General features: G+C 45.5%; 22 protein-coding genes and 1 other annotated feature. Of the genes, 12 read left to right on the plus strand and 10 right to left on the minus strand.

Features of this window, described 5'->3' with window-relative positions:
• Window positions 1-3 precede the first annotated feature (3 nt).
• Entirely contained in the window at window positions 4-786 is a 783-nt protein-coding gene (locus OO774_RS13035) for an ABC transporter permease (protein ID WP_264903068.1), read from the plus strand.
• A gap of 238 nt (window positions 787-1,024) precedes the next feature.
• Entirely contained in the window at window positions 1,025-2,008 is a 984-nt protein-coding gene (locus tag OO774_RS13040) for a 2-oxoglutarate and iron-dependent oxygenase domain-containing protein (RefSeq protein WP_264903069.1), read from the plus strand.
• 109 nt (window positions 2,009-2,117) lie between these two features.
• Here OO774_RS13040 and clpB read toward each other — a convergent pair whose 3' ends face one another.
• The 3 genes from clpB to rluD all read right to left on the minus strand — a co-directional run bounded on the left by clpB (window position 2,118) and on the right by rluD (window position 6,548).
• Window positions 2,118-4,691, minus strand: a complete 2,574-nt coding sequence (gene clpB / locus OO774_RS13045) for an ATP-dependent chaperone ClpB (RefSeq protein ID WP_264903070.1) — start codon at window positions 4,689-4,691, stop codon at window positions 2,118-2,120.
• A 149-nt stretch (window positions 4,692-4,840) separates the two neighbouring features.
• On the minus strand, window positions 4,841-5,569 hold the full coding sequence (gene pgeF / locus OO774_RS13050) for a peptidoglycan editing factor PgeF (RefSeq protein WP_264903071.1): 729 nt from the start codon (window positions 5,567-5,569) through the stop codon (window positions 4,841-4,843).
• Between the two features lies 1 nt (window position 5,570).
• Window positions 5,571-6,548, minus strand: a complete 978-nt coding sequence (gene rluD / locus OO774_RS13055; RefSeq protein WP_264903072.1) for a 23S rRNA pseudouridine(1911/1915/1917) synthase RluD — start codon at window positions 6,546-6,548, stop codon at window positions 5,571-5,573.
• Between the two features lie 136 nt (window positions 6,549-6,684).
• Here rluD and OO774_RS13060 point away from each other — a divergent pair, with 136 nt between their 5' ends.
• The 5 genes from OO774_RS13060 to yjjX all read left to right on the plus strand — a co-directional run bounded on the left by OO774_RS13060 (window position 6,685) and on the right by yjjX (window position 11,680).
• Entirely contained in the window at window positions 6,685-7,413 is a 729-nt protein-coding gene (locus OO774_RS13060; protein ID WP_264903073.1) for an outer membrane protein assembly factor BamD, read from the plus strand.
• Between the two features lie 150 nt (window positions 7,414-7,563).
• On the plus strand, window positions 7,564-9,045 hold the full coding sequence (locus tag OO774_RS13065; RefSeq protein ID WP_264903074.1) for a lytic transglycosylase F: 1,482 nt from the start codon (window positions 7,564-7,566) through the stop codon (window positions 9,043-9,045).
• Window positions 9,046-9,374: 329 nt separating this feature from the next.
• On the plus strand, window positions 9,375-9,701 hold the full coding sequence (gene raiA, locus OO774_RS13070) for a ribosome-associated translation inhibitor RaiA (protein WP_005381889.1): 327 nt from the start codon (window positions 9,375-9,377) through the stop codon (window positions 9,699-9,701).
• A gap of 108 nt (window positions 9,702-9,809) precedes the next feature.
• Window positions 9,810-9,931 (plus strand) — a sequence feature (Phe leader region).
• Window positions 9,932-9,943: 12 nt separating this feature from the next.
• A complete protein-coding gene (gene pheA, locus OO774_RS13075; protein WP_264903076.1) occupies window positions 9,944-11,122 on the plus strand; it encodes a prephenate dehydratase in 1,179 nt (392 codons plus the stop codon).
• A 24-nt stretch (window positions 11,123-11,146) separates the two neighbouring features.
• Window positions 11,147-11,680, plus strand: coding sequence for an inosine/xanthosine triphosphatase (gene yjjX, locus OO774_RS13080; RefSeq protein WP_264903077.1), 534 nt, complete (start codon window positions 11,147-11,149; stop codon window positions 11,678-11,680).
• A gap of 68 nt (window positions 11,681-11,748) precedes the next feature.
• On the opposite strand, the gene trpR is transcribed toward yjjX, so the two are convergent.
• Entirely contained in the window at window positions 11,749-12,051 is a 303-nt protein-coding gene (gene trpR, locus OO774_RS13085; protein ID WP_264903078.1) for a trp operon repressor, read from the minus strand.
• A 13-nt stretch (window positions 12,052-12,064) separates the two neighbouring features.
• A complete protein-coding gene (gene sltY / locus OO774_RS13090) occupies window positions 12,065-14,002 on the minus strand; it encodes a murein transglycosylase (RefSeq protein WP_264903079.1) in 1,938 nt (645 codons plus the stop codon).
• Between the two features lie 419 nt (window positions 14,003-14,421).
• On the opposite strand from sltY, the gene ettA reads away from it, so the two are divergent.
• Both ettA and OO774_RS13100 read left to right on the plus strand, forming a co-directional pair.
• Window positions 14,422-16,089: an energy-dependent translational throttle protein EttA gene (gene ettA / locus OO774_RS13095; protein WP_264903080.1), complete on the plus strand. Its 1,668-nt coding sequence runs from the start codon at window positions 14,422-14,424 to the stop codon at window positions 16,087-16,089.
• 420 nt (window positions 16,090-16,509) lie between these two features.
• Window positions 16,510-17,520, plus strand: a complete 1,011-nt coding sequence (locus OO774_RS13100) for a M23 family metallopeptidase (protein ID WP_264903081.1) — start codon at window positions 16,510-16,512, stop codon at window positions 17,518-17,520.
• Between the two features lie 61 nt (window positions 17,521-17,581).
• Here OO774_RS13100 and tyrA read toward each other — a convergent pair whose 3' ends face one another.
• From tyrA to nagZ, 3 genes are all read right to left on the minus strand, one after another.
• On the minus strand, window positions 17,582-18,709 hold the full coding sequence (gene tyrA / locus OO774_RS13105; protein WP_264903082.1) for a bifunctional chorismate mutase/prephenate dehydrogenase: 1,128 nt from the start codon (window positions 18,707-18,709) through the stop codon (window positions 17,582-17,584).
• Between the two features lie 28 nt (window positions 18,710-18,737).
• Window positions 18,738-19,811, minus strand: a complete 1,074-nt coding sequence (locus tag OO774_RS13110) for a 3-deoxy-7-phosphoheptulonate synthase (protein WP_264903083.1) — start codon at window positions 19,809-19,811, stop codon at window positions 18,738-18,740.
• Window positions 19,812-20,028: 217 nt separating this feature from the next.
• Window positions 20,029-21,012 (minus strand): beta-N-acetylhexosaminidase, encoded by a 984-nt coding sequence (gene nagZ / locus OO774_RS13115; RefSeq protein ID WP_264903084.1) that lies wholly within the window; start codon window positions 21,010-21,012, stop codon window positions 20,029-20,031.
• 89 nt (window positions 21,013-21,101) lie between these two features.
• Here nagZ and OO774_RS13120 point away from each other — a divergent pair, with 89 nt between their 5' ends.
• A complete protein-coding gene (locus tag OO774_RS13120) occupies window positions 21,102-22,214 on the plus strand; it encodes an anhydro-N-acetylmuramic acid kinase (protein ID WP_264903085.1) in 1,113 nt (370 codons plus the stop codon).
• A gap of 16 nt (window positions 22,215-22,230) precedes the next feature.
• Window positions 22,231-23,157 (plus strand): N-acetylmuramic acid 6-phosphate etherase, encoded by a 927-nt coding sequence (gene murQ, locus OO774_RS13125; RefSeq protein ID WP_264903086.1) that lies wholly within the window; start codon window positions 22,231-22,233, stop codon window positions 23,155-23,157.
• Window positions 23,158-23,424: 267 nt separating this feature from the next.
• On the opposite strand, the gene OO774_RS13130 is transcribed toward murQ, so the two are convergent.
• Together OO774_RS13130 and OO774_RS13135 are read right to left on the minus strand one after the other, a co-directional pair.
• A complete protein-coding gene (locus OO774_RS13130) occupies window positions 23,425-23,754 on the minus strand; it encodes a hypothetical protein (RefSeq protein WP_243976018.1) in 330 nt (109 codons plus the stop codon).
• A gap of 110 nt (window positions 23,755-23,864) precedes the next feature.
• The gene (locus OO774_RS13135) at window positions 23,865-24,206 is read right to left on the minus strand and encodes a DUF2799 domain-containing protein (RefSeq protein WP_264903087.1); all 342 of its coding nucleotides are present in this window, start codon (window positions 24,204-24,206) and stop codon (window positions 23,865-23,867) included.
• Between the two features lie 330 nt (window positions 24,207-24,536).
• Here OO774_RS13135 and OO774_RS13140 point away from each other — a divergent pair, with 330 nt between their 5' ends.
• Window positions 24,537-26,021, plus strand: a complete 1,485-nt coding sequence (locus OO774_RS13140; protein ID WP_264903088.1) for a carbon starvation protein A — start codon at window positions 24,537-24,539, stop codon at window positions 26,019-26,021.
• Window positions 26,022-26,027: the final 6 nt, after the last annotated feature.

The raw sequence follows: 26,027 nt of genomic DNA on the forward strand, positions 1-26,027 counted from the left end.
GATATGAAACGGTATTTGTCACAATGGTCACAAAACTGGCTTCCGCTCGTCGCGATATTAGCCCTCATTCCGATTTGGGAAGCGACTTGCCGAATCTTCTCGGTACCAACATTTATACTCCCTGCACCGTCAGATATTGCATTGGCTTTTAGCCAAGTACCGATGGAAAGGTGGCTAGAAAACTTATGGGCCACACTACGCATCGCCCTGCTTGGTTTTGGAATTTCATTTTTAGTGAGTATTCCTCTGGCCATCATGATGGTGAACTCTAAATTTCTCACTAAAGCGCTCTTTCCAATATTAGTTGTTATCCAGTCAACACCGGTTGTTGCGATTGCTCCACTGTTGATTGTTATTTTGGGAACCGGTGATGCGCCGCGTCTCACCATTACCTGCCTGATCACCTTCTTCCCGCTTGTGGTATCGGCGACAACCGGCATGCTGGCAACCCCGCCAGAGCTGATTGAGTTGTCTCGCTCATTAAGCGTAAAAAACAGCAAAACAATTTGGCAAATTCGCCTTCCTTACGCCATTCCTCATATCTTCAGTGGTGTAAAGGTCGCTATTACCTTAGCCGTGATCGGCTCTGTGATTGCTGAATTCGTCGCAGCAGAAAAAGGCTTGGGCTACTTGGTTCAATTCTCTACGTCGTATTTCAAAATCCCGCAAGCTTTTGCCGCACTGGTGTTCTTGTCTCTGGTGAGTATGTTGCTGTTTAAGACGGTTAGCTGGGTGCAACGAGCTTGCTTCTCATGGAGCCTGACCGAAGAAGAAAAGCAAAGATAGAAAACCATAATTAGCAACGCAACGGCTTTCACAATAACCGGGCGAGGAAGCAAATCAGCGTTTAATAAGAAATGGATCAAGGTGAACTTTTCCACTCCTTTGTGCGGAGGAGTTCATCGAGATTAACATGACTAGGAGTAGAAGCGGTCTGTAATAGCGAGCCATTGAGGCTCTCAAGCTATTGCTGGACATTGCTCCAATAACAAGCACGTATTTAATTGTTAATTGGAGAAAAATAATGACTCAATCATACCTATTGGATGAACTTAACTTTGAAACGACTATTGGCGGGCAAGGTTTAGAATCACATGACACCGCGATCCCGCTGATCAACTTACACGATTTTGAAAACCGTCGTGAAGCGATCACGGAACAGCTCTGGGAAGCAGCCACTCAAGTCGGCTTTTTCCAGCTTGTCGATCACGGCATCAGCTTAGCAGACATTGAAAAGTCCTTTAAGCTCAGTGAACAATTCTTTGCCTTGCCGATGGAAACAAAGCAACAGTTCCCTTTGAAAGAAGGCTTAAATGCTGGCTGGGAGTTCAAACAACAAGTTCGTCCATCCACTGGCACAGCGGATCAAAAAGAGTCATATCAAATTACGTTGCCTCATATGAATGATTTGTGGCCGAGCAATGCTCAAGTGGAAGAGTTTGAATCGCATCTGTTGTCATTCGAGCACCAGGCATGGCAACTCGGTATGAATATTCTTTCCTGCTTCGCCGATAAGTTGGGTTTTGAGCGGGACTTTTTTACTAAAGCACACCAAAAAGAGTCAGAAAACTATTTGAGCACCTTACGTATGTTGCATTACCTGCCGATGAAAGAAGTGCCAGAGACGGGCACATTCTGGCGTGCTGGCGCACATACGGATTTCGATTGTTTAACCATGGTGTTCCAGCAGGAGAATCAAGGCGGCTTGCAAGCTGCTGCCGGGAAAGACGCCAAAGATAATTTGGTGTGGAGTACGGTTGAACCAAAAGCAGGTGTCATCACTTGTAACATTGGAGACATGCTGATGCGCTGGAGTGATGACTTGTTGAAATCAACCCTACACCGCGTGCGTATGCCAACAGCAGAAGAGAACCAAGACTCTCGTTATAGTATGGCGTTTTTCTGCCAGGCGAACCGAGACCAAATCATCCAAGGCCCACGAAAGGTTTATGAACCGATTACGGCTGAGGACTACTTGAAGATGCGTATTAACGCGAACTTTGCTTAAAGAATTCGGCCATTGGAAAGATAGTTCGAGCCCTGTCACTCCAATACTCCGAAGACGAAAAAGCCATGCATCTGCATGGCTTTTATTTGGTTCTATTGGTGACGAGTCACTATTGGCTAGCGACGATATTGCCGTCGTCAACACCCAGTACAATCGGTTTTCCTGGTAAGAACTGACCAGAAAGAATCGACTTGGCTAATGGGTTTTCAACATTTTGTTGAATTGCACGTTTCAATGGACGCGCACCATATACAGGGTCAAAGCCAACTTGAGCAATCAACTCTAACGCCTCGTCGCCGACTTCTAGTTCATAGTCTTTCTCAGCCAGACGTTTATGCAGACGTTCCAACTGAATAGAAGCAATTGACTTAATGTGCTCTTTACCAAGTGGATGGAATACCACGGTTTCATCAACACGGTTCAAGAACTCAGGACGGAAGTGTTTGCTGACCACCTCCATGACTTCATTCTTAATGCCTTGATAATCCAGTATTGCGAAGTTTTCCTGAATTCTCGAAGAGCCTAAGTTTGAGGTCATGATCACCACCGTATTACGGAAATCAACCGTACGACCCTGGCCATCAGTCAGACGCCCGTCATCCAACACTTGAAGCAGAATGTTGAACACATCTGGGTGCGCTTTTTCTACCTCATCCAATAGAATTACCGAATAAGGTTTGCGACGAACCGCTTCAGTCAGATAACCACCCTCTTCATAGCCAACGTAACCCGGAGGCGCACCAACCAGTCTCGCTACAGAGTGTTTCTCCATAAACTCAGACATATCAATACGCACCATTGCGTCTTCGCTATCAAACATAAAGTTTGCCAGTGTCTTACACAACTCAGTTTTACCGACACCAGTCGGGCCTAAGAACAAGAATGAGCCAATTGGTCGGTTTGGATCCGACAACCCGGCACGGCTACGGCGAATCGCATTCGCAACCACTTCAACCGCTTCCACCTGGCCAATCACACGCTTGTGTAACACCTCTTCCATGCGAAGCAGTTTTTCTTTCTCTGCTTCGAGCATCTTCGAGACCGGAATGCCCGTTTGTTTGGACAGCACTTCCGCGATTTCGTTATCAGTAACTTTGTTACGCAACAACGTCATCTCTTGCATTTCTGCTTGCGCAGCCAAGTCCAGTTGTTTTTCCAGCTCAGGAATACGGCCATATTGCAACTCTGACATACGGTTTAGATCACCCGCACGGCGAGCAAACTCCATATCCATCCGTGCTTGCTCAAGCTCGGATTTAATGTGTTGCGTACCCGATAGTGCGGCTTTTTCTGTATTCCATACCTCTTCTAACTCAGCATATTCGCGCTCTTTCTCAGTCAACTCTTCATTTAAAGTCGTCAGGCGCTTTTCACTCGCTTCATCATGCTCATTACTTAACGCTTGCTGCTCAATCTTTAACTGAATGATTTTACGCTCAAGCTTATCCAACGATTCAGGTTTCGAGTCGATTTGCAGACGAATACTTGATGCCGCTTCGTCGATCAAGTCGATCGCTTTATCAGGTAATTGACGATCGGAAATATATCGATGTGACAAACTTGCTGCCGCAACGATAGCCGGATCAGTAATTTCTACATGGTGATGCAGCTCATAACGCTCTTTCAAACCACGTAAAATGGCGACCGTATCTTCAACGGTTGGCTCATCCACCAGCACTTTTTGGAAACGACGCTCTAATGCCGCGTCTTTCTCAATGTACTTTCGGTATTCGTCCAATGTTGTCGCACCAACACAGTGAAGTTCACCACGAGCCAATGCTGGTTTCAGCATGTTACCCGCATCCATAGAACCTTCACCTTTACCAGCGCCCACCATGGTATGTAGCTCATCAATAAACAGAATGATGTTGCCTTCTTCTTTAGCTAACTCATTCAATACTGATTTCAAGCGCTCTTCGAACTCACCTCGGTACTTAGCACCCGCAACCAACGCTCCCATATCCAAGGCAAGCACGCGACGACCACGCAAACCTTCTGGCACTTCATTATTAATAATACGCTGTGCCAAACCTTCAACGATCGCTGTTTTACCCACACCAGGTTCACCAATGATAACCGGGTTATTTTTAGTACGGCGTTGCAGAACTTGAATCGTACGGCGGATTTCATCATCGCGGCCAATCACTGGATCCAACTTACCCTGCTCTGCTCTTTCGGTAAGGTCTATGGTGAACTTTTCCAAAGCCTGACGAAGTTCTTCGGCATTCGGATCATCGACCTTTTGACCACCTCTGATCTTTTCGATCGCCTGGCTTACTTTCTGCTCGGTTAAACCGACTTCTTTCAATAATTGACCAAGCGGACCTTTGTCCTCAATGGCGGCTAGGAGGAAGATTTCAGACGAAATATAAGAGTCCTGGCGTTTTTGCGCGACTTTGTCACAAAGATTGAACAGAGTACCCATCGCACCCGAAAGCTGCACATCTCCACCAATACCGCTGACTTTTGGTAATCGATCAAGGATTTCGCTCAACTTAGAGCGCAAATGTGTCACGTCCACATCCAACATTGTCAGCAACGGACGAATTGGACTGCCATTTTGATCAAGCAAAGCCACCATCAGGTGAACTGGCTCTATATATTGATGATCGCGCCCCAACGCTAATGATTGAGCATCAGAGATAGCGATTTGAAACTTACTTGTGAATCTATCAAGACGCATATCGACCTTCCTAACCTCATATAAGAGAATACTAATAACAGTAGAAAGATGGATACTAGAAAGGGGAATTTCAAGGGAGGATGTAAATAAATATAAACAGTGATGCAAACTCAAGGAATGCATCACCCATTTCAATGACTGGTTAAAACCTAATCTTCCAGCCAGATAAATGTCGCTTGGCGCCCGGTCACCCCATCACGACGATAGGAATAAAAGTCCTGCTGGTTTTGGTAGGTACATAAACCCGAATCAAACACTTGCGTGACTCCAGCTTTGTTTAGACGCTGAGTGGCAAGCTTTGACATATCGGCAAACCACTTACCTTGAATGTCTCGCGGAATAAACGCTTGCTGGGCCTTAGGGTCGAAATCAACAAAAGCTTGCAGAACATCTTCACCGACTTCAAAGGCTTCTGGACCGATAGCAGGTCCAAGCCATGCCATCACATCACCAGAAAACATCTCTAAAGCATTCTCGACAATGCCATTGGCTAAACCTCGCCAACCAGCATGGACTGCCGCAACTTGTGTACCTTGGCTATTGGTTAAAATCACTGGCAAACAATCTGCGGTCATCGCAGAACATACGACATAGCCAGAATTGGTGAACACGCCATCCGCATCAAGCACTTTAGACGTCGGTTCTGAAACCTGAGTGACAACGGTAGAGTGAGTCTGATTCAACCAAACCGGCGCACTTGGCATTTCAGTCTGCTTCATCAACCAGTCACGGTTTTGTTCTACTAATGACAAATCGTCCCCAACGTGAGCACCTAGATTAAGCCCTTGATAGGCTCCCGTCGAAACGCCTCCCACTCGCGTGGAAGCAAACGCTTTGACATTTTTAGGTGCTGGCCAGTTAGGAACAATGATCTTCATATTAGAATTCGTCCGGTAAACCGTGCTCGATGGTATCTTTACGCAGTGCTTCGGTCATTGCCACCATGTCATCTGGCACTGGAGCATGGAACTCCAACTCTTCACCAGTGATAGGGTGTTCGAAACGCAGCATCACAGCATGAAGCGCTTGACGATCAAAACCACGGATCATATCGGTCAGCTCTTGCGATGCTCCAGTAGGAATACGTGCGCGACCACCGTAAGCCGTATCGCCCAACAATGGATGCTGCAGGTAAGACATATGCACACGAATCTGGTGAGTACGGCCCGTTTCCAGGCGCAGGCGAATACGCGTGTGCTCACGGAAGTGTTCCGCAACACGGTAGTGCGTAACCGCCGGTTTGCCCATTGGAGCTACTGCCATTAATGTACGCTTGGTCGAGTGACGGCCAATCGGTTGATCGACTTTGCCACCCGCGGTCATACGGCCAATAGCAATCGCCTCGTATTCACGAGTGATATTACGCTTTTGCAGTGCACGAACTAAACGCGTCTGCGCTGGTACCGTTTTCGCTACCACCATCAAACCCGTCGTGTCTTTATCAAGACGGTGAACAATACCTGCACGAGGTACCTCGGCAATATCCGGGTAATGATGTAGCAATGCATTGAGCACTGTACCATCTGGTGTACCCGCACCTGGGTGTACCACAAAATCACGAGGCTTATTGATTACGATGATGTCATCATCTTCGTAGACGATATCTAATGGGATATCTTGCGCTTCCCAGCGTTCTTCATCTTCCAGCTCGGCTTGCAATGTTATTTCCTCACCACCCATAACTCTGGTGCGAGGTTTGGTGACAACTTCACCATTCACTTGAACTTTCCCGTCTAGAAGCCACTCTTTCAGGCGAGAGCGAGAGAAGTCCGCGAATAATTCTGCGATAGCTTGGTCTAAACGCTGACCTAATTGGCTATCTTTTACGGTATTTGTTAATACTATCTGCTGAGCCATATCGAACTTTTTTAAAAACTGTGAGACTAATGCTCACGACTGTGAAAAAATAGACTATTACGTCATTGTATCTGTTACTGGAAAGAAAGTAACGGCAGCTTAAGAAATATTTAGATTCAAGGAACAGACTCCTGATATGAAACGTCAGACTTTAACAGGCCTTTTAGCGGTATCCCTTCTGTTTGGATGTGCAAGCAAAGAAGAAATCGTTCCTGATGTGCCACCTTCGGAACTGTATGCAGACGCGCAAACCTCGCTTCAAACCGGCAATTGGCTAACCGCCATTGAGAAGCTAGAAGCATTAGATTCACGTTACCCATTTGGTGCCTACTCAGAACAGGTACAACTTGATCTTATTTATGCGTACTACAAAAACGACGACCTAGCGCTTGGCTTGGCAACCATCTCTCGTTTTATGCGCCTAAATCCAACTCATGAAAAAATGGACTGGGTACTGTACATGCGCGGCCTAACTCACATGGCGCAAGATCGTAACTTCATGCACGATCTGTTTAATATTGATCGTAGCGACCGTGATCCAGAGCCCGTTAAACAAGCATTTGATGACTTCAAAAAGCTGCTGCAACGTTATCCAAACAGCCACTATGCTGAAGATTCGCAAAAACGTATGATCGCACTGAAAAACCGTTTGGCCAACTATGATCTGGCAACCGCTGATTTCTACCTACGCCGTGAAGCGTGGATTGCAGCGATCAACCGCAGCCAAGAACTGCAAAAGACCTTCCCAGATACAGAAGCAGCACGTAAATCGCTTGAAATACAGCTAGAAGCGTACAAGCAGCTTGGTCTTGAAGACTCTATCGCCAGAACGGAAGAGTTGATAAAACTTAACCCAATCAACTAAAGCCAACTTCCCTCCAATTACTCGCCACAGTTTCAACAACTGTGGCGTTTTTCTATCCTAAGCCACTCTGACACATCCGACGTCTCACTTGATGGTTTTTTGAGCACAATATATGCTTAAAGCTCCCCCACCATTAACCTGGACGTGAACGTGAGACTACTTAAGCTGTGGGTAATATCGCTGATTCTATTGTCAGCGTCCGTTTGCGCATTGCAAATTTCACCGTTAAAGCAACCGCCATATACTGGCGACTTAGACGTTATTAAAGAGAAAAACTTACTACGCGTACTTGTCTCTGCAGATTTGGGGTTTTACCACATAGAAGGTGGCACGCCTAAAGGAATTGGCGCAGAGCTTCTGGCTCATTTTGAGAAAGATTTACGCAGAATCAAGCCGAAAATAAACGTACAAATTATTCCTCTGGCTCGTGACCAACTGATTCCCGCGCTAAACAAGGGGTCTGGCGATTTAATCGTCGCAAACCTGACGATGACTGATAAGCGCAAAGAAAAAGTCGACTTTAGCTCTCCGATACTCTCGGGAATTCAAGAGTGGGTAGTGACAAACAAAAAAACACCCGCCATTACAAAACCGGAGCAACTGAGTGGAAAAGAGATATGGGTTCGAGCTAGCTCCAGTTATTTTGAAAGTATTCAATCTCTTAATAAAACTTTAAACAAGAAAGGATTACCCCCCGTCATTGTCCACTTCGTTGAAGAAACCCTCCAAGACTACGAACTGGTTGGCATGCTGAATAATGGCTATGTCAAAGCCATCGTGTTAGATAGCCACAAAGCAAGCCTGTGGCTCAAGGTAATGGATGACATTCGGGTACACAAAAAGGTTCCACTGCGTAAAAGTGGCAAAATCGGCTGGGCAATGCGTAAAGACAGCCCGCAACTCAAAGCAGTCGTTAATAAGTTCATCAAAAAATCACGCTCAGGCACCCTGCTTGGAAACGTCATCTACGGCAAGTACATTGACAATACCAATTGGCTGAATAAAGCACTCAACCCAAAAAAGATTGCTCAATTGGAAAAGCTATCAGCATTATTTTCGCGCTACGGAGAGAAATACGACTTTGACTATCTACTGATAGCAGCACTCGCTTATAAAGAATCGGGCTTTAATAATAATTTAGTTGGTAGCCAAGGCGCAGTCGGCATCATGCAGGTCCTGCCTAGCACGGCACGAGATCCGAATATCAACATCAAAAATGTGCGGCAACTGGAAAACAACATTCATGCGGGCGTGAAATACATGGCGTTTTTACGTCGGCAGTACTTTAACGATAAAGCCATTAGTGCTGAAAACAAAATCTACTTCACCTTGGCCGCCTATAACGCGGGGCCAGGAAATGTCGATAGAATTCGTAAGCTCGCCGCCAGACAAGGGTATAACCCAAATGTCTGGTTCAACAATGTTGAAGTCGTAATGAGAAAAAATATCAGAGCAACTGTTGGTTATGTGACCACGATTAATCGTTACTACGTCATATACAAACAATTAGAGAAGTTGGACCATGCAAAATCATTAGAGAATGTTTTGTTAGTTCCGGACGATCCGGTTTTCATGACTCCATTACTAAGGATTAGTCAAACACCAGAAAGCAAAAAGCCGCTTGTTAACTAAGCGGCTTTTCAAAACTCTCTTTGATTACATACTCTAGCGTGATTTTAATCACGTATTTTGTTCAGTTAATTTTTGACCAAACTAAATTATGGGCTGTACAACGCCCCTAAAAACGAAGTGGTTTTCAGCTGAGTACTCTATCCAATCTAATGATTTGCTAACCGATAACAAGCTATTTAACGATAAATATCGATACTTCTTGAGTGAGATCACATTCATTTTTCCTTTTAAAAAACTCAAATAAAATAGTGATATATATCACATTTATTTATCCATAAAGCAGTAATCTGAACTTAACCCATGAGGGATGCAACAGAGGAAAAACACTTATGACAATGAATATCACTGGCAAAAACATCGAAATCACCTCTGCAATCCGAGCTCATATTGAGAGCAAGTTTAAAAAGCTGGAGAAATGGCAAGTCGACCTAATTGGATGCCAAGCAACTTTCAGTGAGGAACCAAACAAACAGAAAAAATTCGAAGCGGTTATCAAGGTACCAAAAGGCCAACTTATCGCCTCAGCTACTCACGAAGATCTTTACGCAGCTATCAATGAAGTGGAGCAAAAACTAGAACGACAACTGAATAAGCTGACCCACAAACCTGAAGCTCGTCGTGCTAGCAAGCCAGAGCTTGTGGAAGAAGAAGAGTAAACAGACCAGATTGAGGAAGTAGCGCCGAAAGGCGCTATTTTTTTGCTTGACGCTCCACGCCTGCTTGCTTATTGTGTTTAAACACCCACATATTGCGCACTAATTATGCATTTAACCCCTCTGTTTATTTTTGACTTCTTTTTCCTCCCGTAGATGGAGGGGCGAACTCGTTTGTGAAAGAAAAGTCAAAAACAAACAGAAAGCCTCCCAAACCGGGAGGCTTTTTTATAAGGAAAGAATTGATGACTGACCAACCTATCTCTCTGGAAGATATTCGTGTACGTTTAAATGAACTTGATGACGAGCTACTGAGCTTGTTGTCAGAACGCCGCAGACTCAGCATTGAAGTAGCCAAGAGCAAAGTACAAACCTCAAAGCCTGTTCGCGATGCTGTCCGCGAACAACAATTGTTGGTGAAACTCATTTCCAATGGCCGCGAAAAATATGAATTAGACGCTCAGTACATCACAAAACTTTTCCACACTATTATTGAAGATTCCGTTCTTCTGCAACAAAGCTATCTGCAGAACCTTGTTAATCCACAACAAAGCCGTAAACCTCTCGCACGTGTTGCTTTCCTTGGTGCTAAAGGCTCATACTCACATCTGGCAAGTCGCGAATACTTCAGTCGTAAAAATACAGAGCTGATTGAACTGAACTGCGAGCACTTCAGAGAAGTAACTCAAACGGTAGAGTCAGGTCATGCCGACTACGGTGTACTGCCAATTGAAAACACCAGTTCAGGCTCGATTAACGAAGTGTATGACTTGCTGCAACACACCACTTTGTACATTGTCGGTGAATTGACACAGCCAATAGAGCACTGCTTAGTGGCGACAAAAGACATCCGCCTTGAAGAGATTAAGACACTGTACTCTCATCCTCAGCCTCATCAACAATGCAGTGAGTTCCTGAGCCGCATGAAAGGCGTAAAACTGGAATCTTGCGCTAGCACAGCCGATGCAATGCAAAAAGTCCAAGAGATGAATCGTGATGACGTAGCGGCTATCGGTAATGCATCAAGCGGTAAGCTATACGGCCTTCAAGCGATTCAGGGTAACATCGCCAATCAAACAGAAAACCATACTCGCTTTATCGTAGTCGCTCGTAAACCGGTTGAGGTTTCTACGCAAATACCAGCTAAGACGACTCTGATTATGTCCACGTCTCAACAAGCGGGTTCACTGGTTGAAACACTACTGGTACTGCAACGCTACGGCATCAATATGACCAAGCTTGAGTCGCGTCCTATTATGGGCAATCCATGGGAAGAAATGTTCTATGTTGACTTAGAATCTCATTTGGATTCGCAAGAGATGCAACAAGCGTTACAAGAGCTCACCAAAATCACTAAACACCTGAAAGTACTGGGTTGTTACCCTAGCGAAAACGTAAAACCAACTCAAGTTAAATTGAGTTAATAGACACCTGTGAGCAAAAAGATCATGGCAACCCAAAAAGTCGTTATTGCCTCTTTAAACCCGGCAAAAATCAATGCGGTTAAGAGTGCTTTTCAGAGTGCATTTCCAAATCTGGCTTTTGAGTTTGAGGGAGTGAGTGTACCCAGCGAAGTGGCAGATCAGCCAATGAGCAACGAAGAAACGTATAAGGGCGCATTGAATAGAGTAAAAAACGCCAAAGTCGAAGCTCTTGGCGGAGATTTTTATGTTGGACTAGAAGCTGGTATCGAAGGCAATGTCACCTTCGCCTGGATGGTGATTGAGTCGCAGACTCATCGTGGTGAATCCCGCTCAGCAAGTTTGATGTTACCGCCAGAAGTATTGACTCAACTTGAACATGCCAATGAACTTGGCGATGTCATGGACAGCGTGTTTGGCACAGAAAATATTAAACAGCAAGGTGGCGCAATTAGTCTATTGACCCAAAACCAATTGACGCGCAGCTCGGTATATCATCAAGCCTTAATTCTGGCTTTGATTCCTTTTACTAACACAGAGCACTTTCCAGCTAACCTTTAAAGCTCACGTCCCTATTCTAGTGGTATTAAAAAGGGCGGAAATTCCGCCCTTTTACTTAACATCTTATCTTATTGAGCCACTGGCTCTAATAATGCTTTGAGCTGGTCTTTCTCTTCATCCGATTTGGATTTCAACTCATTTGAGCCACGAGTGATGGTTGCAATGCCTACGCCCAGCATCTGGCTGATCTGACGTTGAGATAACTCGCCTTTGAGCAGTTCATTCAGAATGTTCACTCGGGCAATTAATGAATCTCGTTCATCAGGTGTCATCAGCATGGTTAAAAACATTTCATGCTGCTGATTATCGACGCTTGTTCGAATTAGCTCAAGAATCTGCTGCCAGTCTGTGTACTCGGGTTCTTGTGACATCAAGGTACCTCACTCAATACTTGGTATTGATCTCATGTTGATTCAAGAACGCGCCATCGATACCCAAAAGATCACGGTAGTAAGTTTCAAACATTAAGATGTTCTGAACATAACCACGTGTTTCTTTAAATGGAATCGCCTCAATAAAGGCATAAGCATCCACTTTTCCCTGGGTTCTCTCCCGCCACGTTTTCACTCTACTTGGACCAGCATTATAAGCCGCCAGAGCAAAAATACGATTATTATCGTAATCCTCTAATAAACCTTGCAGATAATGGCTACCAATTTCGATATTTTTACCGACGTTATACAGCTCTTGAGATCCTTGATACTTTAACTTGTACTTGCGTGCTGTGTATTTTGCCGTTTGAGGCATGATCTGCATAATACCGCGCGCACCAACGGGGGAACGAGCCTGTACATCCAACGCACTTTCTTGCCTTGCCAAAGACATCATTGTTACCGGGTCGATATCATGCTTTTTCGCATAAAAGTTAAACCACCAGCGATGGGCGACTGGGAACCTCAGTTCAATATTGTCCCACATCTGAGCCTGAATACTTGCGGTCACAGTCAGGTGATGCCAGTGTTTTGAAGACGCATAGGCCGCTAGCATGGCTTTTTCGTCTTGATTAACCCGACGGAGCAAATGGGCCCACTCACTTTTAGCGGCAGAGATCTTATCTGTCGCGATCATCTCTGAAATACGAGCCAGAGCATCGTGGTAGGGCTGTACGACCTTGCTGTCCAGTTTGATTCTGTGGGTTGGATATTTGATCGACTGCCCTATCGCATTCGCGGCCGCAACACTGTAGAAGTTACGCTCGCCAACTAAGGTCGCTAAGCGTTTTTTACCGGCCACGTCGTCTCCCAGTGCGATTTCACTGCGTCCTAGCCAATATTGCCAGCGCAGTGACGCTTGTTCTTCTTTATTAAGTACCGCTATCCACTCTTGAACCCCTTTCCAGTCTGCATTTTGCACCGCGAGACGAATACGGGTCTCGATAAGTGGCAAGTATTGGCTGCTTTTCGTCTTGTCATCTCGCCACTTAGCCAAACGTGAAGACTCGGTACGGGTTAAGCGAAACGCAATGTAATCAGCCAATGACTGTGCTTTTTCAGGTGAGAACTTCTGCCCTTTTACCACCGAATCGTAAGCTTGTTGTGCCTGCTCAATATTCATTCGAGCCAGCTTTTCCAGTGCATATTCACTCTGCGTGCGATAAAAATCGTTGGCTGGCTTTTTCTTAGCGAATTCTGCGACAGTAGCAGGCTTATCAAACAACGCTTTCATCTCTTTAGCTTGTTGCTTGGCTTTGGCTGATTTAGGTAACTTTTGCAAATAGCTCATCAGACTGCCATTGCGAGCATCAAAAGCCAGTAACATCCGCTGCAGTATCAAATCGTCGCTTCTTCCGCCCGCTTTATCCCATGCAGAAAATAGCGGGTCACATTCAGATGCAATACTTGAACCGCTTAACCACATATCTTCCGCGCCTTTAAACGCCGCGACTTGTCTACCCTGCTTCAAATTCGCCTGGTAAAAAATGCACTGGTAACGCTCACCACTGGGTATCACTTTTTGAAACTCAGTAATGGCCTTCCAATCTTTCTCTTTATAGAGATGATTCAGATAAGGTGCGCTAACACGGCGTGAAAAAGGAAAAGTCTCGTACTCGGAAATAAAGTCATTAACTTGTTTTGGGGACTTGCTCGGTAGCTGTCGAATGAAAGTACGGTAGTCCACATAAGGTGTCAGCGGATAGTCCGCGATTTTAGGACGGATCACTAAGTACCCGTTGATGTCATTTTTATCTAGTAGATTTTGGGCTTGTTCATAAACTTCGCGCTGCTTTTCTAAGCTAAGCGCGGCGTTCGCTGTCAGACTAACCGCACACAAAGCGGCAGCACAGCATACACTTTTAGCCAATTCCGTAACGTTGAATCTCATTTGTATAATTTTCCCCAGACATTTATTGCCTCAAAGCCTAGTTTTCTTAGAGTTTATGTTTCAAAGGCACTTCGGCATATGCGTGTATTTACACAAAAACAAGCAACCTATGTAAAGTAAATTGATGTATTAATATTTATACTCGTGAACTTTTGCAGCAATGAGAACGAGAAGTTCATAAATCGAAAGCGAATAACAAAAGTGTATACCGTAACCGTGTAAGTTTCCGGTCAGCTGAGAATAAGAAATCGTATAACAGGTGAAATTCTTGCAGCGCGGTAACAAATAGCCCCTGGTTAACTTTTTATACGTGTTGGTGACAAAGCTCTGAATCCAGCATCTTGAAGTCATTTGGGTATATCAGGCAGTTGGTATAAAATAGTGGGTTTGAATAACAGTTAATTTAGGAACGATCGGCAATGGCTGAATACGTATATACCATGTCGCGGGTGAGCAAAATTGTGCCACCTAAGCGTCAAATTCTTAAAGACATCTCTCTGAGCTTCTTTCCTGGTGCGAAAATCGGTGTTTTAGGTCTGAACGGTGCAGGTAAATCGACTCTGCTACGTATCATGGCGGGTATCGACACGGATATCGACGGTGAAGCACGTCCACAACCTGGGCTTAACGTTGGCTACCTTCCTCAGGAGCCGGTACTTGATGAATCCAAAACCGTTCGTGAGATCGTAGAAGAAGCGGTATCAGACGTTGCTGACGCTTTGAAACGTCTGGATGCGGTATATGCAGCGTACGCTGAACCAGATGCGGATTTTGATGCTCTGGCAAAAGAACAAGGTGAGCTAGAAGCTCTGATTCAAACGAAAGATGGCCATAATCTTGATAACGCCCTAGAACGCGCTGCTGATGCATTGCGTCTTCCTGAGTGGGATCAAAAGATTGCCCATCTATCGGGTGGTGAGCGTCGTCGTGTTGCTATTTGTCGTCTTCTACTAGAAAAGCCAGACATGCTTCTTCTCGACGAACCAACCAACCACTTGGATGCTGAGTCTGTTGCTTGGCTAGAGCGTTTCCTGGTTGACTACACGGGCACCGTTGTAGCGATTACCCACGACCGTTACTTCCTTGATAACGCAGCGGGTTGGATTTTAGAGCTTGACCGTGGTGAAGGTATTCCATGGGAAGGTAACTACACCTCTTGGCTAGAGCAGAAAGATGCGCGTCTACAGCAAGAAGCATCACAAGAAAGCGCTCGTCAAAAAACCATCGAGAAAGAACTTGAGTGGGTACGTAAGAACCCTAAAGGTCGTCAGGCGAAATCGAAAGCGCGTATGGCTCGTTTTGAAGAGCTTCAAAACACTGACCATCAAAAACGTAACGAGACCAACGAACTATTTATCCCGCCAGGTGAGCGCCTAGGTGACAAGGTTATCGAAGTGAATAACCTGACGAAATCATTCGACGGCCGTGTACTGATTGATGACTTGTCATTCAGCATCCCTAAAGGTGCCATCGTCGGTATTATCGGTGCCAACGGTGCAGGTAAGTCAACGCTATTCAAAATGCTAAGCGGCACAGAGCAACCAGATTCGGGCACTATCGAACTGGGTGATACCGTGAAACTGGCATCGGTTGAACAGTTCCGTGACTCAATGAACGACAAGAACACTGTATTCCAAGAGATTTCTGAAGGCGCTGATATCATTAAGATCAACAACTTTGAAATCCCTGCACGTGCATACTGTTCACGTTTCAACTTCAAAGGCTCTGATCAACAGAAAGTAATCGGTGAGCTATCTGGTGGTGAGCGCAACCGTGTACACCTTGCAAAACTGCTGAAAGCGGGCGGCAACGTACTACTACTCGATGAACCAACCAACGACCTTGACGTTGAAACGCTACGTGCACTAGAAGAAGCGCTACTTGAATTTCCGGGCTGTGCAATGGTTATCTCGCACGACCGTTGGTTCCTTGACCGTATCGCAACGCACATCATCGACTACCGTGACGAAGGCCAGGTTAACTTCTACGAAGGTAACTACACCGAGTACATGGACTGGTTGAAGAAGACGTTGGGCCCAGAAGCTGCAGAACCTCATCGCATCAAATACAAACGTATCGCGAAGTAATCTCGACAATTTCATGGTCGCTACCTGACTGAGTCAGTAGAGTCCGATTGTAATTTGAACAAAGGCCGCTATGATAGCGGCCTTTCGTTTTCTGAAGGCTAAACCAACATCACGTTTTAGTCATCCCGACACTTTCAGAGAATAATCGCACACTTTTTGTTCTTTTTGATATATGATTCAGTCCATTCGAGTCATTGGTAAGAAAAATAATAAAGTAGAGAGACGACTTTTTTCATCTATTGTCGACCAAACTCCTCTGCCAATCGAACCAACTAATTAGGCTGATGCTCATTGAAAGTACAGCCAACAAAAATAATTTTTCAGAATTGAATGTAGGCAAAAACGAATATCCACACGAAAGTTAACGCTGCTTTCGCTGTAGGAAATAAATAATCAATGCCTACTTAAGTAACTATCACTATGTCTAAAAAAATCATCATTCAGATCCCGACCAAAAACGGCGATCAGCAATTTTACTTTGGCCGCATTTCGGTCGTCACCGTGTTGGCTTCGGTCATCGCGTTACCTGCCGTTATTGGTGGTGCGTGGTATATGAACCAACAACAGCGCTATGATCAGGGTGTACTGGTTAAAGCCGTCGCTCAGTTGGAGAGTGAGAAAAACGAAATCACCGCACTTTACGAAGAACAGCTTGATACCAACCACTCGCTGTCTCAATCTTTGACTGACAGAAATAACCAAATTCAGCTGCTGGGTAAACGTGTATTCGATGTCGAGTCAGTACTTGGATTAGCCGATGAAGAGCTGATGCTTGATGAAAACAATTTGGCGCTTGAAGAGAGAATTGATGCCGCGGCAATAGACTCTGCGGTACGAGCCACTATGTTCCGCCTTATTCCTAACGACAGCCCAATCACCTACCAACGCATCTCTTCCTCTTACGGCAGTCGAATCAATCCGATAACAGGCAAACGACACGTTCATACAGGTATCGACTTAACCTGCAAGCGCGGTGAAGAGGTGCTGGCTCCGGCAGATGGGGTTGTAGAGACGGTTCGTCCGGGTAATCGAGGCTATGGCAACTACCTGACTTTGCGCCATTCGTTTGGTTTTATGAGCTCTTATGCGCACCTGCAACACTTCAAAGTGAAAAGCGGGGAATTTGTCAGTAAAGGGGATGTTATCGCTCAATGTGGTAACTCTGGTAATTCGACCGGACCTCATCTGCATTATGAAGTACGTTTCCTCGGGCGAGCATTGAACCCTCAATACCTCATGGACTGGACACCAGAGAATTTCAATTACGTATTTGAAAAAGAGAAAAAGGTAAAATGGGGACCATTAGTTCAGTTGATTGACGATGTCGTTCGCCTGCAGATCAACCTAACCAATTCACCTTATCGTGACACCAGTATAGAAACTGTAGAAACGATAGCCGGTGACGAAAGCAACAAGACAGTGATTAACTGATTGCCAGCAAATAAAAAAGAGCAGCCATCGCTGCTCTTTCCTTTCATATCAACCCAGCTCATTAGCCACGATGGATACTGTCATTGGCTTGCTTGAGCAAGTTCTGGCTCTCATTCATAAACTGTTGAGAGTAATTGCCAAACCAGTCACTCACCTGCTCAAAGCTTTCAACAAACTTGGCTTTATCTTTACTGTCCAGAATCGCCACAGCTTCACCTAAACGCTGATGGAATCGTTTGATCATATCGATGTTCTCTTGAGAAGAGAAAATGATATCGCCGTACAAATTCGGGTCCTGCCCGAACAGTCGTCCAACCATCGCCAGCTCAAGACGATAGATTGGCGAGCTTAGTTTCAGCAACTGTTCAATATTCGGGTTCTCTTTACTTAAGTGCATACCGTAAGCAAACGACGTAAAGTGGCGTAGTGCCTGAATCAGTGTCATGCCATGGTCGTGCTCTTCTGCTTCGATCTGACACAAACTTGCGCCCCAAATGCCAAACTGTTGTAACAGCCATTGATATTGTTCGCTGCCACGGCCATCACAGTAAACGACAACTTGCTTCGCAAGGCTTGGAACATCCGGGCCAAACATCGGATGCAAACCGACCACTGGTCCAGAGTGCACCTTAAGCATCGCTTGCAGTGGCTTCGACTTAATCGAGGTTAAATCACACAAAATGCAATCTTCTGGCAGGTTACCCAGCTTCTCGATAACCCCTTCCGTCAGATGAATCGGTACCGTGACCACGACTAAACCGGCGTTATCGAGGATTTCATCCGCACGATCCCAGTCTTTACTGCCCAGCACTTTGACCTGGTAGCCCGACAATTTGAACATACGGCCAAACAGACCGCCCAGTTGACCGTTACCACCGATAATCACAACTGAGCGTAATTCTGGGTTCAAACACTTAAAGCCGGAATCTTTCTCACTGGCATAAGACTCACGCATAGTACGACGAAGAATGTCTTCGATTAGCTGTGGGGGTACCCCAATTTTTTCAGCTTCAGCTCGACGAGACGCTAACATCGCGGCTTCTCGGTCGGGGGCATAAATTGGCAAACCGTGTTCGCTTTTTACTTCACCCACTTTTTCTACCAGCGATAAACGCTGGGCTAGAAGCTCAAGCATTTGCTTGTCGACTGCATCAATCTGATCGCGTAATGCGTTAAGTTCAACTGCCATTGATGTTCCTTTAAATACGTTCCGTTTTTTAGCCTTTTAGGCGATTCTCTAAGAAAGGCACCAGCTCTTCGTGTGCATGACGTAATAGTGCCTCAGTTGACTCCCAATTGATACATGCATCGGTGATAGATACACCGTATTCCATCTCTTCAAGTTTCAAGTCAGAAGATTGATTGCCTTCGTTGATGTGGCTTTCAATCATCAGGCCGATAATAGACTTGTTGCCTTCACGAATTTGATGGATCACGTCTTCAGCAACCAGTGGCTGACGGCGGTAGTCTTTACGTGAGTTAGCGTGACTACAGTCCACCATTAGTGATGCGTCAAGGCCTGACTTCGCCATTTCCTGTTCACACTCAGTTACGGATACTGAATCGTAGTTCGTCTGCTTACCACCGCGCAGGATGACGTGGCCATTAGGGTTACCTTTAGTAGTCAACAGTGCCACTTGCCCTTCACGGTTGATCCCCATGAAACGGTGGCTAGATGATGCGGCTTGCATCGCGTTAATAGCAGTGGCTAAGCTGCCATCAGTACCGTTTTTGAAGCCAATTGGCGTCGATAGACCACTCGCCATTTCACGGTGAGTTTGCGATTCGGTAGTACGCGCACCAATTGCTGCCCAGCTAAAGGTATCTGCGATGTACTGCGGGCTGATTGGGTCAAGCGCTTCTGTCGCTAGCGGAATTTCCATCTCTGCAAGGTCAACCAGCAGTTCACGGCCAACATGCAGACCATGTTCGATATCAAAACTGCCATCCAGATGCGGGTCGTTAACTAAACCTTTCCAGCCAACGGTAGTACGAGGCTTTTCAAAGTAAACACGCATTACAATATACAGTTGGTCACTTAGTTGTTCTGAAAGCGCTTTAAGACGTTTTGCGTAGTCTTTCGCCGCATCAATATCGTGGATAGAACAAGGTCCACACACAACAAGCAAACGGTGATCTTTCTTATGAATGATGTCAGCAATAGTTTGACGAGATTCTTGGATAAAGCGGCGTGCATTGTCACTCAGAGGCAGTTTCGCTTTTAACTCATCTGGAGTGATAAGAACCTGTTCTTCGACGATGTTAATGTCGCTCAATTCACTTTTTTTCATAACCTTGACCTGTATATTATTTTTTACACCCAACCAAATCCTTGGTGAGACAACTAAGCTTTAACGACAAGATAACAGGCTAAACGATAAAAACAAGCGTACATTTTGAAAAACATTACTGTAAACTTAAATTTACAGAAAATAAAAACCAAACCTCATCGAGATTTGGCTTAAGTAAGATGTTTTTAACAGTTTACGTTCGAGCAGGTACTGAGGTTTATGGAATTAAACGTTTCATTGCTTCGCTGGCGTCTTTCCACTCTTGTGACAACTTAAGCTCACTCAGTGAAACGCTCTGTTTTTTCAGTAATGCGCTGGCTTGTGGCACGGTCGATATCGGTAAATTATCCAGAGCTTCGACTTGAGCCTCTCGTTTATTGCACATCAGCAGCATGTCGCAACCTGCATTCAAAGCCTGAATGGAGCGTTCTGCAGGCCCGCCCATGATAACCGCACCTTCCATGGTCAAATCATCAGAGAAGATCAAACCTTTGAAACCAAGTTGCTGACGCAGAATTTTCTTCAGCCAATATTCGGAACCACTGGCCGGTTGAGAGTCGTAATTAGGGAAAATAACATGCGCTGGCATCATGGCGTCCAAAATACCAGCCTCGATTTGAGCTTTGAAAATCGCCATATCTTGTTCAAAGATATCACTGCGCTCGTCATAGGGCGTTTCCAGATGCGAGTCTGCAATCACGCCGCCATGTCCAGGAAAGTGTTTGCCTGTTGTCGCCATACCGATATCTTTCATACCTTGCATGTAAGCTGTGCTATGACGAAGGATAGTATCGGTATCTTCCCCAAAAGATCGGTTCCCAATCGCTTTACACTGATGACCTTTATCCAATACAGGAGCGAAGCTCAAATCAATGTCATGAGCAATCAGCTCGGCCGCCATAAGCCAGCCGCCCATTCGAGCAAGCTCTTCACTATTTCGATGTTTGGCATATTCATCAGCAGCAGGGATCAGAGAGAAGCCCTCACGAAATCGCTGTACGCGCCCACCTTCCTGATCAACACCAATCAGCAGCGGACGTTTCGCCGCTTTGCGGATAGACTGGGTAAGCGCCTGAAGTTGCTCACTATCATGATAATTACGCGTAAACAGAATCAAGCCACCAACCGTTGGATGCTCCAAAATTTCTTTGTCTTCAGCAGTCAGCTCATAGCCTGCAACGTCAACCCATAACGGACCCATGTTTTCTCCTCAAATATCTGGTACCAAATGAGGTTATTCGCTTCAGATTTGCTTTACAATAAGCGAATGAAGAATTGACGAGATCGGCTGTGAATTTTAACGAACTTTACATTGGCGTGATGTCTGGCACGAGTATGGATGGTGTCGATACGGCTTTGGTTAAGATTGAAGGACACCAAGTTCAGCTTATTGCCCACGATGATTATCCAATGCCTGCGCACCTTAAACAGGCTTTATTGTCCGTTTGTACTGGTCAGGAGACGAACCTGAAAACCATTGGCGAGCTCGACCACCAGCTGGGTCATCTGTTTGCCGATGCGGTTCTGCAGTTGTTGGATAAATCAGGCTATTCCGCTGAGCAAATCCGCGCTATTGGTAACCATGGTCAAACCGTTTTCCACCAGCCAACTGGCGAATACCCATTTACCACTCAGTTGGGGGATGCCAATATTATCGCGGTGAAAACCGGTATCGACACCGTAGCGGATTTTCGTCGTAAGGACATTGCTCTCGGCGGTCAAGGTGCGCCTCTTGTTCCTGCTTTCCACAAAAATATCTTCGCGATGCAAGACTCGACAACCGTGGTTTTAAACATCGGTGGTATTGCCAATGTTTCCGTTTTGCACCCTCAGCAACCAGTGAGCGGTTACGACACTGGACCGGGTAATATGTTGATGGATGCCTGGTGTGAAAAGCATACGACGCAAGGGTTCGATAAAGGCGCACAATTTGCACTGCAAGGCACAGTCAATCCGGCACTGCTCAATCAGTTACTGCAAGAGCCTTATTTAACGCGCTCAGCACCAAAAAGTACCGGCCGCGAACTGTTCAATATCGATTGGTTACAATCCCAACTAACTGCGCATTCACTCTCTGCAGAAGATGTTCAACGCACATTATGTGAGTACTCCGCCGTCACCATCGCCAGTGAAGTAGAGAAATTTACTTACGGCACATCTCCGCAACTGCTGGTTTGTGGTGGCGGAGCGAGAAATCCACTGTTGATGCAACGCTTAAGCGAATTAATGCCTCAATGGCAAGTGACCACAACAAATGAAAAAGGCGTTGATGGCGACTATATGGAAGCAATGGCGTTTGCGTGGTTAGCTCAGCGACGTATCCACGGTTTGCCAAGCAATTTACCGGAAGTCACCGGGGCAAGCCGACTGGCTTCACTCGGTGTACTGTATTCAAAAAATTAATAATGAAGGCTTAATTATGACAAACGACGCACTTATTGCTGCTTTATCTCAGCTCGTTTCTGAAGGTCGTAACCCAGAAACAATGGATATCGACTTGCTGCCTTCACTGGATATTGTTCAGCGCATTAATCAGCAAGACAAACAGGTTCCTCTTGCCGTAGAAAAGGTCCTTCCTGAGATAGCATTGGCGGTCGATAAGATAACTGCAGCATTTAAAGCGGGTGGCAGGCTGGTTTATATGGGTGCAGGTACCAGTGGTCGTTTAGGTGTTTTAGATGCATCAGAATGCCCGCCAACGTTTGGCGTTTCTGACAAGATGGTGATTGGTCTCATCGCCGGCGGACCAGAAGCAATCCTAAAAGCCAAAGAAGGTGCTGAAGATTCTCCTTTGCTCGGCGAGCAAGATTTAAAGAAACTCAACTTCAATAAAAGTGATGTAATTGTCGGTATCGCAGCAAGTGGCAGAACGCCTTATGTTATCGGCGGATTAGAGTACGCCAATGAGATTGGCGCAACAACTGTGGCTCTGTCATGTAACCCAGACTCTCCTATAGCCGACATCGCTGATATCGCGATCAGCCCGGTTGTCGGTCCCGAAGCATTAACAGGCTCTACCCGTCTGAAATCGGGAACAGCACAAAAACTGGTGCTGAACATGCTGACAACAGCAAGCATGATCCGCATTGGTAAGAGCTACCAAAACTTGATGGTGGATGTTAAAGCCACCAATGACAAACTGGTCGCGCGCGCCGCTCGTATCGTGATGCAAGCGACGGACTGCAGTAAAGATCAGGCAACAGCCGTGCTTAAACAAACCGACTACGAGGTAAAACTGGCGATCTTAATGATCCTCACAGATCTGGATATCGATTCAGCTCGCCAGCAACTGGCGCATCAGGATGGTTTCCTGCGTAAAGCTGTAGAAAAGCACCAACCCAAATAGTCACAAACAGGTAAGCATAAAAAAGGTGACTTCGTGTCTAATGCCAGTCACTAAACAACTATTATCGGGTCATTCCAGCGAGCCTTAGCGAGACTAGGAATCTAATATCCGCAAGCTGAGAACCGTTAGAAATACCTTTGATAACAAAGTACTCGGATAGAAGATCCTGAATCACGCTCCTTCGTCGCTGTCCAGGATGACGGCAAGCTGTAATACGATGTTCGCTGTTAAGTGAACCTCATTGCTGATGTCACCTTTTATTACTGATTAATCCTCATAGAGCCATTCATCAAACTGGCGATTGAGCTCACTGTTCGCTTTACGTTTAATATGTTCGGGGTCGGTGGCATTTTTGACGTTTTCCACTTTATTGGTGTACTTACTGGTCGCTTTCTTAGCCTCACGTTTGGCCTGATTCTGTACGTAGGTGCCACTGGTGATCTCTTCGATATCGCGCTTAGTGTTATCAAGCGTATTAGTAATATGGCTTTTGCTATGCTCGTATTTACGTTTAGCTTTAATGGTATCCTTTAGCGCATTAGATGCACTGGCGGTCAGCGGCAATAAAACTAAGGTGAGCAGGAGGTACTTTTTCATCGTGGGAATCACTCTGAATTAAAATTCAATGGCAAAAGTAAACCAAACAAACCCTCCCCATTTGTCAGAAGATTAACAAGTCAGACAGTCGTCTTGATTATGAAACTGCGTTAGTTACTGTATTCGTTCCAGCCACGCTGCCATTCCATTCGGAATTTTTGGGCTTGTTTCGTCCCCTCGCACACCCCTTCGTAATACTGACCAGATAGTCCAATCTGATACGCAAAATCAGGGTTACAGTATTCGGACAAACCTTCGAGATAGCCTTGGTCGTAATCTCCTTGTTTTACATTTCCCATTGCGCTGAGCTCTTTCACTGTGCGTGATGTATGACCCGCGATGCCATCCTGATAACCGATTTGATACCAGTCGCCTGACTGAGCAAGATCTTCTGTAGTTGCGGAACACCCTGCCAGTAAAGCCAGCGCTAACCCTAACGTTACCTTGTTCATATTTTCCCTTAACTCTTTGTTTTAAAAATTTGTTTTCAAAATAAGCTTACCACTAAATTCTCACTTTGACCGTTTATCTGCGTATTTAACCACTGACGGAGGCAAGCAACCGCTAACCGTTAAATCAGAACCACTCATCCCAGACAAATACCATTTACTGCTAAGAGCAACCACTGAACGGTACTTAAAACCACTCAAAGGCCATATCGACCACTCGTAGTCCTATTCGACCACTTACCGACTAAGCGAATGCAATTAACAAAAGCAGCCCTTAACATGCATCCTGAAATTAAAACAATTACCCTATCCTACTAACCAAGGACAATAGTTATGATGTGGTTTCTAACCTGTGTCGCAGCCCTAATCGGCGGATACTTCATCTACGGCGCTTTCGTCGAGAAAATTTTCGGCATCAATGAAAAACGCCAAACGCCTGCTCACACTAAAGCAGATGGTGTTGACTATGTTCCAATGTCAACCAAGAAAGTTTACCTGGTTCAGCTACTGAACATCGCTGGCGTAGGTCCTATCTTTGGCCCAATTATGGGTGCGCTATACGGCCCTGCAGCAATGCTATGGATCGTTATCGGCTGTATCTTTGCAGGCGCGGTACACGATTACTTCTCAGGTATGCTATCTGTTCGTAACGGCGGTGCTTCTGTACCAACCATTACTGGACGTTACCTAGGTAATGGCGCAAAACACTTTATGAACATTTTTGCCATTGTCTTATTGCTTCTTGTTGGTGTGGTATTCGTATCAGCACCGGCTGGCATGATCACAAACCTAATCAACGATCAAACAAGCCTTAACGTAAGCATGACTACAATGGTTATCGCAATCTTTGCTTACTACATCATTGCGACTATCGTTCCTGTTGATAAGATCATCGGTCGCTTCTACCCACTGTTTGGTGCACTACTGATTTTCATGTCTGTTGGCCTGATGACTGCTGTCGCATTCTCTAGCGAGCACACGGTAATGGGTGACTTCCAAGTATCGGACATGTTCAGCAATCTAAACCCGAATGACATGCCTCTATGGCCAGCACTGTTCATCACTATCGCATGTGGTGCAATCTCAGGCTTCCACGCAACTCAGTCTCCACTGATGGCGCGTTGTATGGAAAATGAGAAAAACGGTCGCTTCGTATTCTACGGTGCAATGATCGGTGAAGGTGTTATCGCGCTAATCTGGTGTGCTATCGCTCTGTCTTTCTTCGGCTCTCTAGACGCACTATCAGAAGCAGTGAAGAACGGCGGCCCGGGTAACGTAGTTTACAGTGCATCATTTGGTCTACTAGGTGTGTTCGGCGGTATCATCGCGTTCCTAGGTGTGGTTATCCTACCTATCACTTCAGGTGACACAGCGTTCCGTTCAAGCCGTCTGATCCTTGCTGAATACTTCAACATGGAACAAAAAACACTGCGCAACCGTCTACTAATGGCGCTTCCACTGTTCGTTATCGGTGGTATCCTGACTCAAGTTGACTTCGGTATCATCTGGCGTTACTTCGGTTTCGCAAACCAAACCACTGCAGTAATGATGCTTTGGACTGCATCGGCTTACCTACTACGCCACAACAAACTGCACTGGATTACCACTATCCCTGCAATGTTCATGACAACAGTGTGTGCAACGTTCATTCTGAACAACAGCTCACTAGGTTTTGGTCTGCCAATGCAAGTGTCAACTATTGCAGGTATCATCTTCTCACTAGTTGTGACTGGTTACGTTATCAAAACCTCTAAAGGTAAAGGCGAAACAGAACTGGCTGACGAAGAGAAACCACAAGCGGTATCTGAAACTGTTTAATATCAG

This window comes from Vibrio sp. STUT-A11, from assembly GCF_026000435.1.
In the GTDB taxonomy this organism is placed as follows: Bacteria; Pseudomonadota; Gammaproteobacteria; order Enterobacterales; family Vibrionaceae; genus Vibrio.